Source organism: Bacillus sp. C-3-6 (assembly GCF_054509685.1).
In genome coordinates this window covers 201,771-218,301 of the sequence record NZ_JBSSBE010000002.1, presented here as the reverse complement: position 1 = coordinate 218,301, position 16,531 = coordinate 201,771, and the positions used below count along the sequence as shown (strand labels likewise).

At 33.4% G+C, this 16,531-nt stretch carries 19 protein-coding genes and 2 pseudogenes; 5 read left to right on the top strand and 16 right to left on the bottom strand.

What is annotated here, in order from left to right; all coding sequences use genetic code 11:
* Positions 1-59: 59 nt before the first annotated feature.
* Positions 60-1,031, bottom strand: a complete 972-nt coding sequence (locus ACW0JX_RS27900; protein WP_168410746.1) for a hypothetical protein — start codon at positions 1,029-1,031, stop codon at positions 60-62.
* On the bottom strand, positions 1,031-1,900 hold the full coding sequence (locus tag ACW0JX_RS27895) for an RNA-binding protein (protein ID WP_098818866.1): 870 nt from the start codon (positions 1,898-1,900) through the stop codon (positions 1,031-1,033). Before ACW0JX_RS27895 ends, ACW0JX_RS27900 begins: the two co-directional genes overlap by 1 nt.
* Before the next feature lie 123 nt (positions 1,901-2,023).
* Between ACW0JX_RS27895 and ACW0JX_RS27890 the strand changes: the two are divergent.
* Positions 2,024-2,352, top strand: a pseudogene (locus tag ACW0JX_RS27890) (hypothetical protein).
* 51 nt (positions 2,353-2,403) lie between these two features.
* Here the strand turns inward: ACW0JX_RS27890 and ACW0JX_RS27885 are convergent.
* Both ACW0JX_RS27885 and ACW0JX_RS27880 read right to left on the bottom strand, forming a co-directional pair.
* Positions 2,404-2,514, bottom strand: a complete 111-nt coding sequence (locus tag ACW0JX_RS27885; RefSeq protein ID WP_000540371.1) for a YjcZ family sporulation protein — start codon at positions 2,512-2,514, stop codon at positions 2,404-2,406.
* A gap of 629 nt (positions 2,515-3,143) precedes the next feature.
* Positions 3,144-3,254 (bottom strand): YjcZ family sporulation protein, encoded by a 111-nt coding sequence (locus ACW0JX_RS27880; RefSeq protein ID WP_000505681.1) that lies wholly within the window; start codon positions 3,252-3,254, stop codon positions 3,144-3,146.
* A 400-nt stretch (positions 3,255-3,654) separates the two neighbouring features.
* On the opposite strand from ACW0JX_RS27880, the gene ACW0JX_RS27875 reads away from it, so the two are divergent.
* On the top strand, positions 3,655-3,939 hold the full coding sequence (locus ACW0JX_RS27875; protein ID WP_087967568.1) for a hypothetical protein: 285 nt from the start codon (positions 3,655-3,657) through the stop codon (positions 3,937-3,939).
* Positions 3,940-4,123: 184 nt separating this feature from the next.
* Here ACW0JX_RS27875 and ACW0JX_RS27870 read toward each other — a convergent pair whose 3' ends face one another.
* On the bottom strand, positions 4,124-4,858 hold the full coding sequence (locus tag ACW0JX_RS27870) for a ribonuclease (protein ID WP_459245960.1): 735 nt from the start codon (positions 4,856-4,858) through the stop codon (positions 4,124-4,126).
* A gap of 762 nt (positions 4,859-5,620) precedes the next feature.
* Between ACW0JX_RS27870 and ACW0JX_RS27865 the strand changes: the two genes are divergently transcribed.
* Positions 5,621-5,776 carry a hypothetical protein gene (locus ACW0JX_RS27865; protein WP_180229700.1) on the top strand — a complete coding sequence of 52 codons (156 nt, stop codon included), beginning with the start codon at positions 5,621-5,623 and terminating at the stop codon, positions 5,774-5,776.
* Between the two features lie 197 nt (positions 5,777-5,973).
* On the opposite strand, the gene ACW0JX_RS27860 is transcribed toward ACW0JX_RS27865, so the two are convergent.
* Positions 5,974-6,417: a DUF5065 family protein gene (locus tag ACW0JX_RS27860; RefSeq protein WP_098676446.1), complete on the bottom strand. Its 444-nt coding sequence runs from the start codon at positions 6,415-6,417 to the stop codon at positions 5,974-5,976.
* A 311-nt stretch (positions 6,418-6,728) separates the two neighbouring features.
* On the opposite strand from ACW0JX_RS27860, the gene ACW0JX_RS27855 reads away from it, so the two are divergent.
* Positions 6,729-7,007 carry an ArsR/SmtB family transcription factor gene (locus tag ACW0JX_RS27855; protein ID WP_431155786.1) on the top strand — a complete coding sequence of 93 codons (279 nt, stop codon included), beginning with the start codon at positions 6,729-6,731 and terminating at the stop codon, positions 7,005-7,007.
* A gap of 134 nt (positions 7,008-7,141) precedes the next feature.
* Here ACW0JX_RS27855 and ACW0JX_RS27850 read toward each other — a convergent pair whose 3' ends face one another.
* Positions 7,142-7,252, bottom strand: a complete 111-nt coding sequence (locus tag ACW0JX_RS27850; protein WP_000540371.1) for a YjcZ family sporulation protein — start codon at positions 7,250-7,252, stop codon at positions 7,142-7,144.
* A gap of 403 nt (positions 7,253-7,655) precedes the next feature.
* On the opposite strand from ACW0JX_RS27850, the gene ACW0JX_RS27845 reads away from it, so the two are divergent.
* Positions 7,656-8,072, top strand: coding sequence for a hypothetical protein (locus tag ACW0JX_RS27845; protein WP_000473846.1), 417 nt, complete (start codon positions 7,656-7,658; stop codon positions 8,070-8,072).
* A gap of 167 nt (positions 8,073-8,239) precedes the next feature.
* Here the strand turns inward: ACW0JX_RS27845 and ACW0JX_RS27840 are convergent, their stop codons facing one another.
* The 9 genes and pseudogenes from ACW0JX_RS27840 to ACW0JX_RS27800 all read right to left on the bottom strand — a co-directional run bounded on the left by ACW0JX_RS27840 (position 8,240) and on the right by ACW0JX_RS27800 (position 16,510).
* Complete coding sequence (locus tag ACW0JX_RS27840) at positions 8,240-8,449, bottom strand: hypothetical protein (protein WP_459245959.1); 210 nt, start codon at positions 8,447-8,449, stop codon at positions 8,240-8,242.
* Positions 8,450-8,531: 82 nt separating this feature from the next.
* Positions 8,532-9,092, bottom strand: coding sequence for a hypothetical protein (locus ACW0JX_RS27835; RefSeq protein WP_459245958.1), 561 nt, complete (start codon positions 9,090-9,092; stop codon positions 8,532-8,534).
* Between the two features lie 293 nt (positions 9,093-9,385).
* Positions 9,386-10,210 carry a hypothetical protein gene (locus ACW0JX_RS27830; RefSeq protein WP_459245957.1) on the bottom strand — a complete coding sequence of 275 codons (825 nt, stop codon included), beginning with the start codon at positions 10,208-10,210 and terminating at the stop codon, positions 9,386-9,388.
* A gap of 73 nt (positions 10,211-10,283) precedes the next feature.
* Positions 10,284-10,973 carry a DUF4352 domain-containing protein gene (locus ACW0JX_RS27825; RefSeq protein ID WP_459245956.1) on the bottom strand — a complete coding sequence of 230 codons (690 nt, stop codon included), beginning with the start codon at positions 10,971-10,973 and terminating at the stop codon, positions 10,284-10,286.
* A gap of 139 nt (positions 10,974-11,112) precedes the next feature.
* Entirely contained in the window at positions 11,113-11,574 is a 462-nt protein-coding gene (locus tag ACW0JX_RS27820) for a hypothetical protein (RefSeq protein ID WP_459245955.1), read from the bottom strand.
* Positions 11,575-11,764: 190 nt separating this feature from the next.
* A pseudogene (locus tag ACW0JX_RS27815) lies at positions 11,765-11,875 on the bottom strand (XRE family transcriptional regulator); the annotation flags it as partial.
* 234 nt (positions 11,876-12,109) lie between these two features.
* Positions 12,110-12,706: a hypothetical protein gene (locus ACW0JX_RS27810; RefSeq protein WP_459245954.1), complete on the bottom strand. Its 597-nt coding sequence runs from the start codon at positions 12,704-12,706 to the stop codon at positions 12,110-12,112.
* Positions 12,707-12,757: 51 nt separating this feature from the next.
* Positions 12,758-13,996 (bottom strand): lysozyme family protein, encoded by a 1,239-nt coding sequence (locus tag ACW0JX_RS27805; protein ID WP_168410753.1) that lies wholly within the window; start codon positions 13,994-13,996, stop codon positions 12,758-12,760.
* A gap of 27 nt (positions 13,997-14,023) precedes the next feature.
* Positions 14,024-16,510 carry a CD3337/EF1877 family mobilome membrane protein gene (locus ACW0JX_RS27800; RefSeq protein WP_459245953.1) on the bottom strand — a complete coding sequence of 829 codons (2,487 nt, stop codon included), beginning with the start codon at positions 16,508-16,510 and terminating at the stop codon, positions 14,024-14,026.
* Between the last annotated feature and the right edge of the window lie 21 nt (positions 16,511-16,531).

Here is a 16,531-nt window from a genome sequence, read left to right as displayed (position 1 = left end):
TCTACTTTACCTTTTAACTAAAAGAGCTGCTTCAGCATATTTACCTGAAGCAGCTCTTGTTATCTCAAAAATGGTAATGGTGCTTGCTGGATTCCGTTTTGAGTTGAAATATAAAAAGATTTTGCGAATCCCTCACTGTGAATACATTCGTCTATTACGAGCATTATAGGAATCTTTCGTAAGTCTAACATTAGCTCCTTTCTAACATGTTCTGCTAAAGCGAGATTTGATATAGATAAAATAAAAATACCTGGTAAACTCTTCGTATTTTCGAAGTTCAATAAATTATTTGGTCCATTTTGAATCTGATCTTCCCAAATTTTCAATCGCGATTTTAAATGTTGTGCATATCGCTGACCTTGTTGTACTCTTTCAAATATGAAGTTTTGATTTCCAATTGGAGTTTTAATTTCTCCCACGGCAATTGGATTATAACCATTACCATTACCTTTTAGCTTTGGATACCAGCACCAGTTTTTTAATAGCTGTTGGCCTACTGCAAACTCATATTTTATTTGATTCATAGTGACAAATCTTTGTACCCCTGCTACTCCAAGTCTTAACCACTGTTCTGGCTTTAAAGAATAGTTTGTATTACGGTTATGATAAGCCCACATCATCAAATGACCTGCAGTATTTAAAGTGATTGGAGCAGAGGTTTTGGGCTGATCCGGAAATAGCCCCGATTTTATCTCCCATCTACTAACAAATCCATACAGTACTAGTTTTTTCAGCGATTCTGAAACCTGTGACCTACTAATTTTAGATTCCACAAAATTTTTAATTTGAGCTTCAGTAATCGCTAATGAATCCCAAATAAGCTTTAGTATTAAATTGTCTTTTTCATTTATAAAACCTGAATTAATTCTGTCATATATACTACGTAAATCTGTGAGTGGTTTAAATTTATCTGGGAGAATTGGTCCCCCCTGTAAAGAGGGATCATCCCAAAGTGATAACGATTCGTCCCTATTAAGCCAATATTGAACCGCCTTTCCATTCTCTTGTACGGAAACCTGCGGCGCACTCATTAGTTATATAAAAACGCCGTTGGATCGTTAACTTTTTTGCGTCCAAATGGAAACTTAAAGATAACCCCCGACCCTCTCTCTTTTTCTACATCGACACTTACAATTCTCATACTTACTACGTCATCCAATACTGGCTGTTCGATTGTTTTAGGGACAATTCCTTTAATTGTGCAGCCTTGGTCCAATTCAACAAAAACTCCAAAACGTGGGTCAACATTTACAACCCTTCCTACAATTGTATCCCCTTCAGCTAATTCAGATAATAACTGATAAGGGTTTTCCACTGCCGCTTTCCTAGAAACATGAATTAGTCGTTGCTCCGGATTAAATTGTAGAACCTTAACTGGGATGCGTTCACCAATAGGCGCATAGCGATCCACAGCGTTTTTATACACTCTTCCATAATTTAGTTCATGTAATTTCATGAAACATTCTGCACCATTAATGCGTAAGAATATGGTTGGAACCTGAGCATTCATATTGTATCCAGTTACTTCTGCTTCGTAGGTTGGCTCTTGCAGTCTTTCATCTTGCTCCAATTCTATTAACTCACGAATTAACGCATCTGCAGATCTCCTGCTTGCTTCTTTTACTGAAACCTGAACTTTATTTACATCCAGTTCATCAGATATTTGAGTAATTACTACGTTAAAAATATTACCTGTGAAGTGTGTAATACTCCTAAAAGAGTAATCAGAGAAGTCTTCTTTTTTACAAACCCCTATAATCTTACCGTTTTCAAGGGCAAACTCAGCATATTCAGTATCTGGGTCGTCTTTATCGTGTCTTTTAACCGTTCTCAATACTGCTTGAATTGGCTCTTTATATCTACGTAGTCCCTGTAGCTTTTCATAAGTTTTTGAATCCATTAAAATATCTCCTCTCCCTCGTTCAATATTTATAAAGTTCAAAAATAATACTTCTACTTGAATTATTGTTACTTTTAGCTAAGAAACTAAGCTTTTTAGAAATATTTTCTGTAATTTATAATTGTGCTATTTTTCATATTTATAATCTCTATTATTTTTTCATTATTTTCAAAAGGTGAACCTTAGCAAGAAGCAAAAGAAGTTGTAAACGACATTGTCACTGGTCCTAATGGGAAACACTATCAATTGTTGCTGTGGTATTTGTAATTGGAGGAATATTTATTGTTGGTAGTATTGTAAATAATGACTATGAACCAAATACACATCCAAGTATGCGAGACGATTGTGAACCTTTAGGAAGTGCTCATTATGGTGGAGAATGGGATACAGGTGGACTTTTTGGAGAAGCAAAATGTGTCTATAATAAAACTGATGAATCGGATAATGAATAATATACATAAAGAAAAGGCGCCCATATAAGGGTGCCTTTTCCAATAGTTTTTTTAGCAGAAGCAACTGCATCCGATAATGATTAATAAAATAAACAATACAACTAATAAAGCAAATCCTCCAGCGAAACCGCAGCCTTCGCCGCAACTACCACCATATCCCATAACAATAGTGCCTCCTTTAGCTCAGAGGGGAAAACTAGGGTTCATTCCATGTGATTTAATGGGTTCACATTACCTTATGTATTTAAGAATGAATTGAGCAGGTCCTTTTGAAAATAAAGAAAAGACACCCTAAGGTGCCTTTCTCCGACTTGAACCACGTTCATTTAGTATAAACCTATCCGTATTATCCCTTTGTTATACGTGTAAACACACCCTATAAAACAGAATCGTCTATATACACCAGATTGTTAGTTCAAAAAGTACAAGAAATTTGAGATCAGTATTAGAGTGACGCCACACCTTTTATAATTATCGATATGTTACGCCTTTCAAAAGAATCTGCTTTATAGAATGTATCCACAATTTATATTTTACTATATGTAATATTTATTTGGTGTAATTTTCATGAATATGTATAATTGCATAAAGTTTATGAAAAAATGAGAGTATAATTTGGTATTGTGTAATAAAGAAAAAACCCACCTACGGAAATAGGTGGGTTTTTTGTTGGGTATTTCTATCTCATTGCACAAAAGGGAATTTCTATTAAAACCATAGCATATCTTTATAGCTCTTAAATTGAGAAAAAAGAAAAGACACCTAAATAAGAGTGTCTTTTCCCATAGTTTTTAGCAGAAGCAAGAAGCTCCAACAATAATTAATAAAATAAATAATACAACTAATAAAGCAAATCCTCCTGCAAAGCCACAGCCGCCACCGCAGCTACCACCAAAGCCCATAATAATTCCTCCTTTAAATAGTAGGAGAAAAATAAGGAGTCACTCATGTATTTTAATGGATTCAAATTACTTTATGTTTTTATGGATTAAATGAGCATGGCCTTTTGAAAATAAAAAAAAGACGCCATAAAGCGCCTCCCATTTGGGTAAATAAGAAGTAAGGTTTCTAAGATAACTGAAAAAATAGAACAGGTGCTTAGATTTTATCACGATTTTTTGCTGAATGAACATGCATTATTACATATCACTGTAAATCCCTCTATTTTCCATTTGATAAAATGAATTACCAATATTAATAAGATTCAAATAAATATTTCTACAAATTCAAAATATTTACAAAAAGTATAAAAGTGATACATTTAAGATGCAAGTTATTAAAAATATTTAAGGGGGAATTATTATGTTCAAGAAATTAGTAGTAGGAGCATTAGCAGCAGGTATTGTATTGACAGGAGGGATTGGGGCAGCATCAGCAAATGTAGATATCCCATATAACAAATGTTACAATTCGGCTGTATCCTATAGCAATGGTGTATACACTAAGTATGTTGTTCAAAGTAGTAGCGCATTTTCTAATTCATACACTGATAAAGAGGGAATCAAATGGAATTTCAAAGGGTATAAAGAAGAATATTTAGAAGGGTGCGGTAAAAAATATATTGCTAAATATGAAGGAAGAAAATAATAGAATATAAATATATTATGAAAAGCCTCCAATAATGAGGCTTTTCTATTTATTTGAATAGATTATACTCAAAAAAGACACCCTAAGGTGCCTTTCGACTTGAATCACTTTAATTAAAATAATATGTATACGACTCCCATCCATATATTATTTTTTCATGTTATGTTATATTTTTTTATGATTTTTAATTGCGGCTAACACCCAATTTTGATTCAATTTCATTTAAGTTAGCTAGAGCGTTACTTAGTTTTTGATCGGAAAGCTTGATTGATTTTTCAGCTTCTTCCATTCTTCCTTTCAACGAAGCTACTCCTTTTACCCCTTGAGTTACAGCTTTTCCAGCGTTACTTCTATAGTTAGTTGCTAGTCCAAACTCTACTCTGAATTTCTCAATCTTTTCTTTTAATACAGTATCAGTTAACTTTGAGCCACTTTTAAATTCTGTATTTTTCTTGGAAAGTGCATCATACCGATTTGTAACTGACTCCATTTTCTCTTTTAAAGCGTTCTTGTCAAGAGATTCAGGGTCCTTGCTTCCTTCTCCCCAAATAGCTTTCCAGTCCTGATTCCAAATTTCATCATAGTCCTTTAACATTTCATTAATAGTAGGCTTAATTTCATTTTCGTATGTAACCTTATTCGCATTTTCAGCTGGTTCAGTTTTTTCTTGATTCGGTTGTGTCGTTTTTTGACTTAATTTAGTTTGCTCTTCTTCATAGGAAGTTACTTTAGATTTCAATTCTTTGATTTGTGTTTTTAATTCTTGCTGTTCTATAAAGTTTTTATCAATAACTTTATCCATATCTTTTTGTGAATACTTAGGTTTCATATCTTCTGATTTGGAATCTTTAAAAATAGCTACGGAAGCAATGATGGCTACTAGTACAGCGATAATTCCAATGATTAGTTTTTTATTCATTTATGTTCCTCCTAAAATACAATAATATTATTATATAACAATTAATCATTTATAGATAGAAAAAAAGACACCCAAAGGTGCCTTCCTCCGACTGGAACCATCTTAATTTTATTGTGTTGTTATTATATAAGAAAAGAAGACATCGATTAAGATGTCTTCTTTTACTTGTACACTTGGTGTTAAGAAGGTATTGTATTGCTTAAAAACCATAAAAAATATAACAATCATCGAGTAAGTCTATTATAGCATCAATAAATAGAGTTTTTATATGCAATTTTTCATATATATAGATTAATTTATATTTTATCTATATAATTAAATTGTCTGTTTCTTGTTTTAATTCGTTTATTTATTTTGAGTGCTCCAGCAATGGAGCCTTTTTTTATGCAATAAAACATTTTCTTAGCATTACTTAGTTAATCTATATTAACTTTACCCTCTTAGATTATATCTATATTTTACCAAATAATTATATAGATAACCAGTTTTTTCTAATAATCTACTAAATTGATAATTTTAATGTTATTTGTTCATCCTTATAGGAAAATTTATCATGCAATGAAGATTGAGAAATCAAGAATTATAAAAAACTTATAGTATCTTTTGGAAAAATACATTTATAATTCATATATTAATATGTTATAATTTAATTTCTAAAACTACCTAAAAAGGACTGCCAGTATTGGTGGTCTTTTTTATATTGGTAAGATTGTACTAGTATAATAGGGTAGATTTAACTGTATATTGTGAGGTGATATACCTATGGAGTTTTTGTTGGAGCTTCTAAAAGAATTTGTAAAAGCCATTGTACGTGAAGTTTCTGGGTATGTTTTTAGGAAACAAATTTTAGAAAAAGATAACAAAGACCCACTCCTCGTCGCCGTCCAAAGCAAAAGGGTGGGTTTCGTAAAAAATTAATGATATAACCACAACCCTGACGGTAGCAGTTATTAGAAGAGATGTTAGCGCATCTCTTCTTTTATTATATACACAAGCTATTACTGTAATACTACTACAGTAATTCAAACGTACATAAAAAATCAATGAGCACGTAATAGATATAACGTACAGAAGAAAAGAAACCCAAGGGTGCCTTTTTTCAATTTATTACATCCCTAATTGATTGTAAATTGATTTGAATACGTGAATTCACCACGATATTTAATTGCAGCGACATAAGTACCGCTTGTATAGCTATCTGTGATAGGGGTTTGCCAAATTTCTGTTCCAGGAATAAATTCTGGTTCTATTGTTTGGCATCGTTCTAGGGTACCATTTGTGTGGATTTTAAAAATTTTCATTTGCGCACCAAAATGTTCTCTACCAAAGTGCTGTGTTAAATAAAATGTATCACCAGTTATTAAATTCCCAATCTTCCAATCTGGTTGATATGTACTTTCCTCTGAATTTTGTAAATCCACAATGGTTTTAAATCCCCAATCATCATTAAGTGGATCTGAGTAAGCTGCAGCTGCTTGTGAGGTAGGCTTACTCATTTCTATTGCAGTAAAACCGCTAAAAGTTAACGCCCCAATTAATGCTAATTTTCCTAACTTCATTATTGTTTCCCCCTATTAATTTTTGTATTTTTAAAACCAGAAATCATACACACAATAATATAATCTACTGTATTATATTTCAAATTTTTTCTAAAAAAAATCCACAAATAAAAAGGCACGCCAAAGGTGCCTTCCTCCGATTTGAATCACTTTAATTCTAAGAATATGTATTGGACTCCCATTCAAGTATCATTTTTCTCAATGAACAATTGGTATATTTTAGGGTCTTTTTTACTATTTTTATGTTAAGATATTTTGGTTGATATTCATCTTATTTTAGGAGGTTGGAAGATCTGTTACATGCTTTTCATATGGATTTTAGTTTCTATACAGAAAATATAAAAGTTTTAGGGTTATTAGGGAATTCTACTCGATTATCAATTGTTTGTAAATTGATTACATATGGATCGTTGTCAGTTTCTGATTTAAGTAAGCAAACAAGAATTACAGAGGATTTGATTGTACAACATTTGCGTAAATTAGCCTTTGGAAATATTGTAATTAGTGAACGTATAGGGAAAAGGCTTTATTTTAAAATAAAAGATAATAAAACAATTGAGATTATTAAGGTATTAGGGTTACTAAGTTAATTTTAATTACTTTCAATATAAATGATTTTGCTATAATTCAATTGTACAAAATTATATTTAGCCCGCCTATGAAAATAGGTAGGTTTTTAATATACAAAAAGGCGCCCATATAAGGGTGCCTTTTCCAATAGTTTTTAGCAGAAACAACTGCATCCAATAATAATTAATAAAATAAACAATACAACTAATAAAGCGAATCCTCCAGCGAAACCGCAGCCTTCGCCGCAACTACCACCATATCCCATAACAATAGTGCCTCCTTTAGATTAGAGGGTAAAACTAGGGTTCATTCCATGGATTTTAATGGGTTCACTTTACCCTATGTTTTTAAGAATTAATTGAGCAGGTCCTTTTGAAAATAGAAAAAAGACGCCATAAGGCGCCTTCCTTTTAGGTAGATAAGACTTTAGTTTTCCAATCTAAAGAAATTTTGTATCAGCTCTTTGAGAGTATATCATGATATTTGCTTGATTTATTATGCATTATTACATATCATCGCAAATCCCTCTATTTTCCATTTGATAAAATACAATTCCAATATTGTTAATAATTAAATAAATATTTATATAAATTGAAAATATTTACAAAAGTTACAAAAGTGATACATTTAAGGTGCAAGTTATAAAACATATTTAAGGGGGATTTATTATGTTTAAGAAATTAGTAGTAGGAACATTAGCAACTGGTATCGCATTAACTGGAGGGATTGGAGCAGCATCAGCAAGTACAGAAGGTGTAGATAATACTAAAAATTCAGCACCAATTATCCAACGTACCCAAATACTTAAAGATGATTTCAGTCTGATAAATGGTGAAAGAGAAGTATCGTTCGAGCATGTAAAAAAAGCAGATATGAGAGTTCATATGACAAACAATACTAAAGGTACACTTGACTGGTCTTTAAAAGACTCAAAAGGTAATGTTATTGGTTCTGGATCGTTAGCAGCAGGAAAGGGTTTTACAAATACGTACAATACTCTTCCAAAAGGTAAATATAAGCTTAAAGTTACTCACAGAAATGGTGGTTCTGGATCGTTCTATGCAGCTGCTCGTACTTTAGACTAGTATACATAGAACCATTTTAAGCGTATTGAAGACGAACGATCAGAGAGTTTGGGGATTAAGGAGTTTTGTCATAATATCATCGTTTGCAAATACAAAGTCACAAAATGCCTACCTAGGGAAATAGGTAGGCATTTTTAATGCAGAAAAAAGACACCCAAAGGTGCCTTTTACGCTGTAATAAATTTAAATACATAGTACATAAAGAATAACAAAGATAGACTTGCTAATCTGCTAGCAATTGATTCTTTTATAAATTTCATAAGTATCACTTTGACAATCAATGCTAAAAATAACGGTATAAACAGTACCATAGCAAGTTTGATAGCTAAGTCGTTTATAGTTGGATTAAACGCTTCAAAGTTAATAATGATATTCACTTATCCCTCTTTTTATCTATTTATATTTATAATTAGATTTGTATTGTTTTGACTACTAAAGAGCTGTTAATTTGAGAACCATTTATTTTTGGATTATAAGAGTACTTTCACATTTACGACAAGCAATCTTCTCTTCCTCAAAAATGAATAGATTTTCAGCATCACATTCTGGGCATACAACTGCAAATGGTGTTTTTATATTTTTATAGCATAGGAATGAAAAGAATGCCATGATTAGAGCAGGTATAATAAGCATCATAATTAAGAATAGGCCCGCAAAAACGCCTGCAATTATGGAAAGTGGTTTCATTAGTTTTCTACCTACGGAGTTTACTTGATTATCCTTTTTACGAAAAGCAGTAACAAGGTAAGTTTGGATTTCTTTTACTGGCTCAAATGCATTTACCGTATTGTAATCTTGTTCATCCATAGTGGGATAGGAAGTGTTTGGTCCTTGATACCCTCGTTGTATATAATAGTTGTTTGACTCAGCTATTCGTGGTGTATACGAGATTCCAGTTCCAGGTACATAAGTTGTTATTCTTGATTCAGGTGGAATGGAGTTCCCTCCCATACCTGTGTATGTAAAGCTAATTTTCACACCCGGGGAAACTTGGATAATTCTACGAAATTTATAACCCATAATATTGTATCCTCTCTATCTAATTAATAGAATTTTTTACTAATTATAACAAATTTTTTATTTAAAATTAATATATTAAGTTAAAGCAAACTAATAAAAAAGAGTAATATTGAAGTTTATTAATTTAAGGCGTTTTAGGAGTCCTTTTTTATAAAAAAAGACACCCAAAGGTGCCTCCCGACTTGAACCACTTTAATTTTAATAATATGTATTGGAATCCCATCGAATTATTATTTTACCATGTTAAGTAATATTGTACATTGAGAAATATGGTTCAAATCTATATTTCTGATTTACTTGATTACACCACCAGAAACTCCGGACATTGCCATAATATCAATTATTTTATCCGATACAGTGGCTTCTTCTCCGCCTCCATAGTAGCCGTTTAATGCATCAATAAACCAATATGCATCGGCCGTTACTGATCTACCGGAAGATTTCATGGATTCAATCACAGTTTGAACATATATGAACTTATCATCAAATGACAAATTAACCCAATCCCTACCGGTTGCGCCTTTAATCTTTTCTACTTCTTCATTATTTGATGAGGAAGTACTAGTTGAAGGTGATGGACTACTATTTTCAGGTCTGATATATTTTCCATCTTTTGCACTTGCATCGTAAATGATATTATTTTCAGCAACACTTTTTCCTTTATCATCTAAGTGAAGCCAATCTCCAATTAAGCCAGGTAGATTATAATTTGCGTAGTATTCGTGTTTCTCTGTTTTTAATACAACATTTAACAATTCACATCTAACGCCTTTTCCACAGTATAATTCTCCCTCACCATCTTTACCTTGTGGCGTTTCGCTTTGTTTCTTGATGATTTTACCTATGGATACCAAGTATTCATATTGTTCTTTAGGTTGTAAGTTATCAAATGAATCGTTAAGATAAACTACGATATCATAATAATAATATGGGCTTTTAGCATTTTGATCTGATTTTTCTATTTCTTTATATGTTGCGGATTTTAGGTGCTTTTTAATCTCTTTATCATTCGGGATTTCGGAAACAATACTATCCAAATTCTCGGTGGTTTGCTCTGGGCCACCACAACCCGATAAAACTAACATTGCCGTGATAATAGTTAAAATGACTCTTTTCATAACTTTCCTCAATTCCTGTTGTTTTTCCTAGAAGTAATCTGCAAAATAAGAGCATTCTTTCGAGTGCCTTCAACTATTCTACTTTTAATTTAATTTCTTTACCCATCATTCCACCACGAGCTTTTAAAACTAAGCCTTGTGCGTCAGTAGGAACATCGAAAATGATTTTACCTGTTTGAGTTAAACCGGGGTTAAGTTGTTTTAGGAAGAAATCCGATTTACCACCATTTCCAATATCATAAGCTGTTTGAGCTTGTGTAGAATACTTAAATTCACGGTTCTGATTATCCATTAATTTAAAGCTATTTGCGTCTACAGTGATAGCATCTTTTTGGTTATTTGTAATTGAAATTTCAACTACTTTAAATATACCTTGTGCTTTTTCATTTAAATATTCTCCACCAACAGAGTCTACTGATTCAACAGATCCTACAGTAATTTTCACTTTAGAAGATTCTCCCTCTTTAGAAAGCTCTTTTTTAGGTTCTTCTTTCTTTGGCTCTTCCTTCTTTTTAGGTTCTTCCTTTTTCACTTCTTCTTTTTTAGGCTCTTCTTTTACCTCTGTAGAAGCTTGCTGAGTTGTTTCTTTAGCTTTAGGTTTCTCTTCTTTATCCTTTGTTGGTATTAATATCATAGCTAACACAAGGCATACAATCGAACTAATAAATAGTTTCGCCTTAGGTTTTCTTTTGAATACAGCAATGATAAATAACACAAACAGAACTATTGAAGCTAGAAAAATTAATACCGCTAGTGTTTCCATATTTCATCCACCTTTTCTGATAATTTTAGGTCAAAATGTAAGATTTCAGAGCTTATCATAGCAAACTCTTAATTGTTATATTGTCATATTTTGTCGAATGAAAATAAAAAAGAGAGCCGGAGCTCTCTAAAATCATTTATCAATAATTATCCCCACTAGATTCATAATAATATGAATCTGAATTACCACAGCAGATGCATGTTGTTTGTTGGATAAATAATGGACTAAGTTCAGCGTTAGCTGTAGTGGCATTTGAGAAAGTAATACTTTGAACATCCTCAAATAAGAAAGTTTTTCTATCTCCTGGTGTTAATGTAATTGTTTGTGGCGTTGTGGAATTAAATGTTCTAATAGTCAATGTAACAAACGCAGCAAATACAGGGCTAAAACTAAAGCGAATTAGAGTTTTATTGTGATTAGTTGTAAAATTTTCAAATAGGGTAATTGTAGAACCAGGTGGAATTTCAAGACTTGTAGGGGTAGTTTCAGAGCCGAAAATTGTAAATGTCTCTATGAAACAGTTTTTGGAGTTTGAAGGGGTGCATGATTTATCTTTTTTCTTGTAATATTTCTTTCCATCTTTGCAGAAATAATCTGCCATATCTAATCATTCCTCTCAAAAAAGAGTTTAAGGTTGTCCCATATATATTATGAAGGTTGTATAAAAAGCTTCTAGTTTAAAAAGAGTAAATAAAAAAGAGAGCCGAAGCCCTCATTGGATAATTTGGTAATGTTTTGTAAAAAAAACACCTGTGGATATTGGAAATGATTTCTTTTATGATGAAATCAAATCATAGTATATCCCTGTTATTTTGCAACATTTTGACATACAACGCTAATTGTTTAGCGAAATGCCCTTGCTGACGTCCGTCTAGCTCCTCATAAGCTCGTTGGATGTCATTGCAAAATTTAAAACTTATTGCTAATCATAAAAAAGACACCCTAAGGTGCCTTTCTTCAACTTACCCCCTTAACATCAGATGTTATCTACATAATTGAAGTGATAAAACACCCATACATTAGTAATTACTTCACGAACCTATTTTAAGTTTACAAAATTCCAAAAAAGCCCCTCTCATTAAAAATAAAAAAAGGCTCTTTTTTTTATTAATCTACATGTTTAGTGTGTACAAATCCTAAGGCGTACGATCTTTTAAATCTGCTAAAGGTATAAGTTTGTCGACAAGCCATAATTTCTTATTTCCATCATAGATAAGATTTATTTGCATTAATGACATATTATCAGATGAAACACCATTAACTGTAATTTTACTTTTTACTTTTGCTAATACATTTGCTTTTGTAGTATCCAAAAATGCATAATACAACTCGCCACCTGTGTATTCAGATTGAAATGAAACTTTCTTCTTTTCTTTCTCATCTCCAGTTCCAGGAGCAGATTGCGTTGGTCCACCTGGTGGTGTTAATTCTTTCTTTGCATTTGGTGTTATATATGCATCGATATTAGCAAGGTAAGATTCGCCTTTACCTGTATCATAAGTACGGAAAGCTTTAAGAAATCGTTCTGCAGCTTCCTTTACTTGTTGTTGGTTATTACTCTTTAGAGCTGACAATTCTTTTTTCGTATCGGTGTATTGTGCCCCCACCTTTTCCACTTTTTTCGTTAATTTTATATTATCTGATTTAAGTTTCTCATTATCAGATTGATATTTTATTAAAAACCCTACACTAGCTATTAATAAAATTGCTATTATAATGGTGATTTTCTTCATGATTTACCTCCTTTTCGCAGTTTCATAAGTTGCTAGATGTTACATGCATTATTATCTAACTACACGACCATATCCCGCAAAATGCTGTTGAAAATATGGTTTACTTAAATCAGCATAGCCAATTGGATCGCCAGCATGATACATTGTATTATTTCCTACATAAATGCCAACATGCGTAATGTAGTTACTTGTAGCATAAGTGCTATGGAAAAATACTAAATCTCCTGGCTTAGGATCTGTTACACGTTGGGTTTTATCCCATTGGGTTTGTGCAGTACCAAATAAATTAATACCAACCCTTGAATACGTATACTCAATAATTCCACTACAGTCAAATGATGTATTTGGCGTTCGCCCTCCAAAAACATATGGCCATCCTTGATACTTTAGTGCTTCTGCCATAATTGCTTGGAATACATCATCACCTAAAACACTACCACCAGCAATTCCACCAGAACCACCAGGAGTTTGTCCAGGTTGATAGTATCTCATAATATGTGGGACATAATCGGGATCACCATAGCACCAATTATTAGCTACAGCCTCTGCACTTCGCCACGAACCACATTTATACCCATTTTTAGCTGATTGCTCTGCAGAAAATGCTCTTGCATTCTCGTGTGTATATCCACCTTTCGAAACTGCATAGTTAGCGTATCCAGTTCCATAGTTATAACATTGTAATGTGGTATTTTGATCACCATTTGATTTTTTATGACAATCAGCAAAATGCATTAAACCATATTTTATACTTTCCTCTGGATCAGTAAAATACCCTGGAGGATGCCCTTGTGATTCCGAGCTTTGCATTACATCTAATTGTGTTCCAGAACTTTCTTGTTGGATAAGAGCAAGAATTAAAGGCGTCATTGCTTCAATACCATGCTGTGCCGCATATTTCCTTACCAACGGCTCCCATCTCATTACTTCAGGACTAACACTTGCTGTACCTGGGGCAAAAGGACCACCAATTCCTCCAGGACTGACTTCATCTTCACTCATACTAGCAGTTAATAAAAATATCACTATACCTAAACCTGCAACAACAGCCAGAATAACACCGGCTATTATTAATAATGGCTTTGCAACAGCAACTGTAGCTGCCTTGTGAGCTACTTTAACTGCTACTTTCTTCCCTACTTGTGCAACTGCTTTACCCGCTAATTTTGACCCTTTACCAGCCGTCTTCCCTAAAGAATGGCCTGCCTTTTTCAAGGCAGGCTTAGCATTCCCTAGCTCAGCTTCAGGATGATGTTCATTTTCAAAGTCGCGATTTGGTTCCGCACTCAATGTATAAACCCTCCCTCACGAGCTGAATTATTTTGGTTTTATCGTTTCTTTTGCTTTTACATTTTTTACAGCTTCTTGTTGTGTTTGTGCTTTTTCGTTAACTTTCTTAATATCTGCTCCTTCTTTTACATGTTGTTGATTATTCACTTTAGGAACATTTTTAGTTTGTTGTTGATTAACCGGTTTTACCTCTACTTGTTTTTGTGGCGTACTTACATGTGAAGTAGTAACTGGTTTACTTTCAATCGGTTTCGCTGGTGTTAGTGTTGGTCCTGACTGTGGTGTTGTAATTGGCTTGCTTTCCATCGGATTCGATTGTAATGGTGTCGTTCCTGACTGTGGTATTGTGATTGGTTTGCTTTCCATCGGATTCGATTGTAATGGTGTCGTTCCTGACTGTGGTATTGTGATTGGTTTGCTTTCCATCGGATTCGATTGTAATGGTGTCGTTCCTGACTGTGGTATTGTGATTGGTTTGCTTTCCATCGGATTCGATTGTAATGGTGTCGTTCCTGACTGTGGTATTGTGATTGGTTTGCTTTCCATCGGATTCGATTGTAATGGTGTCGTTCCTGACTGTGGTGTTGTAACTGGCTTTGTTTGACCTGTTGGTGTTTTAATTGCCGCTAATGGTTTTACTTCCGCTTTTACATCTTCTTGCTTATTATCAAGACCACCATTATTTTGAGGCGCAGCTGGTCTGATTTGAGCTTTTACATCTTCTTCTTTATTACCTAGTTCCTCATTTAATGGTGCTACTGGTTTAACATTCGCCTTTACATCTTCTTCTTTATCTTTTAATTCTGCTTGTTGTACTTCAATATTATTATCTTGAGGTTTCTCTCGTATTGCTAATTCTGGATTTTCTTTAGTTGCGGCTACTTCTTCCTGAACCATTTCTTGCTCCTGATGTCCTTTTCTATCACGAACACCTAAATTTTCTTCTTTTTTCATTTGACTAATATTTTTTTCTTTTTCTGCTTGCATTTGTTCTTTTTCCTTGCGTTTACCATCTGCTACCTTCTCTTTTCTATCAGCATAGTTTTCTTTCAACTGTTTAAACTTACTATAGCCTGATTTACCCACTTTTCCGGCCATTGCCGCACTTGCAACACCCGCGGCTCCAGCTACTGCTACACCTCTTCCAACTGTCTTAGATCCACGTCTAACATCACGATATTTCTGCCTAATATTACTCATAGCATCTGATGCGCGTGCAGCTCCTGCACTTGCTGGTACCGTAGTAATAGCATCAAAAATCGTTTTACGATATAACCAAACACCTAAGAACGAAAGTACTTGTAATGCAGCAACTACTAAATAACCATACTTATCCGTTGCGCTAAATAAGATTGAAGAAACCCAAAACATTAAAGTTATAAGAAAGCCAATTGCAACTTTCATAAGCAACGTTCGGAACAATTCAGATAAAAATCTCTTTGCTGTCCCAGTCCATGCAGGTACTAAAGCCATCAATAACATTACTGGTGACATTAGCGCTACGATGATAAACATTAATTGATAAAATAACATCGCCATACTACATAAGCCTAAGACAACCCATAAAGGTCCATTGATTAAGAAAAGTAGTAATACTAAAGCGCCACGTTCAAAAGTAGCATCCAATGTTAATATCGTATTTTTCTTCTGCTCTACTTCCTCTTTTAATAGCTCCTGCCTTTCATCTGCTGCTGTTGTTGTTAACATTTTCTTAATTCTCTCATCACCGATTTTTTTCATATCTGTTGTACCAAACTGCAGTAATGTATAAGGTTGTTTTATTAATAGAGTGTGTGTTAAATCAGTAATGGAATCTACACCGCTTGAATATCCTTCACTTGCTCCACTAATACTTTGAGTGGAATCAAGAACAGTTTTATTTACTTGTTCGGAGAAAGTGTTTAGTCCTTTGATAATATAACTTGAGTTTGCGAAAAAACCTAAAGTAAAAACTAAGATCCCTAATGCTTTTAACAATCCTCCTAGCATCTCTGACTGACGTCGTTGTACAAAACCTACCCAGATAACCCAGCAGGCTAATAAAGCTAACATAAGTCCAATTAATTCACTATATATTCCATTACCCCAAGAACCATTGAACCCTGCTGCTTTAGATATTACATCGCCTAATTTATCTCCTACATCAGCTACAATATTGAGACTCATAGATTGGCCGACCATACTTGTAACAAAAGTACTAATTCCAAGATTAATGGTCCATCCAATACTTATAAGACTAAATAATACAGCAACCATTTGTTCTTTAACTTTATCCCCCCATTTCCAAAACTTAAGGGATTCACCAAATCCACCTTCTGGTGTATAAATATCAATCCCATAGCTACTTGGAGGGTATTCTTCATATTTTAATTTTTCCTTATTCTTTGGAATAATATCGTCTATAAGAGAAGGTCTGGGTTCTTCCTCTGCATATACTGGAGCAGCTTTAAAAATTAAATTAAATGCTAAAAGCAAAGTACAAATTAATAACAATAGGGTAATAAACTTTTTCATTACATGTTACTCCCCCTTTAA

Coding starts and splice junctions, on each gene's coding strand:
- ACW0JX_RS27875 (WP_087967568.1), top strand. CDS start 3,655: ATGTTCAAGAAATTAGTAGTAGGAGCATTAGCAGCAGGTATTGTATTG.
- ACW0JX_RS27800 (WP_459245953.1), bottom strand. CDS start 16,510: ATGAAAAAGTTTATTACCCTATTGTTATTAATTTGTACTTTGCTTTTA.
- ACW0JX_RS27865 (WP_180229700.1), top strand. CDS start 5,621: ATGGAGTTTTTGTTGGAGCTTCTAAAAGAATTTGTAAAAGCCATTGTA.
- ACW0JX_RS27820 (WP_459245955.1), bottom strand. CDS start 11,574: ATGGCAGATTATTTCTGCAAAGATGGAAAGAAATATTACAAGAAAAAA.
- ACW0JX_RS27835 (WP_459245958.1), bottom strand. CDS start 9,092: ATGGGTTATAAATTTCGTAGAATTATCCAAGTTTCCCCGGGTGTGAAA.
- ACW0JX_RS27845 (WP_000473846.1), top strand. CDS start 7,656: ATGTTTAAGAAATTAGTAGTAGGAACATTAGCAACTGGTATCGCATTA.
- ACW0JX_RS27810 (WP_459245954.1), bottom strand. CDS start 12,706: ATGAAGAAAATCACCATTATAATAGCAATTTTATTAATAGCTAGTGTA.
- ACW0JX_RS27860 (WP_098676446.1), bottom strand. CDS start 6,417: ATGAAGTTAGGAAAATTAGCATTAATTGGGGCGTTAACTTTTAGCGGT.
- ACW0JX_RS27855 (WP_431155786.1), top strand. CDS start 6,729: ATGGATTTTAGTTTCTATACAGAAAATATAAAAGTTTTAGGGTTATTA.
- ACW0JX_RS27895 (WP_098818866.1), bottom strand. CDS start 1,900: ATGGATTCAAAAACTTATGAAAAGCTACAGGGACTACGTAGATATAAA.
- ACW0JX_RS27830 (WP_459245957.1), bottom strand. CDS start 10,210: ATGAAAAGAGTCATTTTAACTATTATCACGGCAATGTTAGTTTTATCG.
- ACW0JX_RS27900 (WP_168410746.1), bottom strand. CDS start 1,031: ATGAGTGCGCCGCAGGTTTCCGTACAAGAGAATGGAAAGGCGGTTCAA.
- ACW0JX_RS27870 (WP_459245960.1), bottom strand. CDS start 4,858: ATGAATAAAAAACTAATCATTGGAATTATCGCTGTACTAGTAGCCATC.
- ACW0JX_RS27850 (WP_000540371.1), bottom strand. CDS start 7,252: ATGGGATATGGTGGTAGTTGCGGCGAAGGCTGCGGTTTCGCTGGAGGA.
- ACW0JX_RS27880 (WP_000505681.1), bottom strand. CDS start 3,254: ATGGGCTTTGGTGGTAGCTGCGGTGGCGGCTGTGGCTTTGCAGGAGGA.
- ACW0JX_RS27885 (WP_000540371.1), bottom strand. CDS start 2,514: ATGGGATATGGTGGTAGTTGCGGCGAAGGCTGCGGTTTCGCTGGAGGA.
- ACW0JX_RS27825 (WP_459245956.1), bottom strand. CDS start 10,973: ATGGAAACACTAGCGGTATTAATTTTTCTAGCTTCAATAGTTCTGTTT.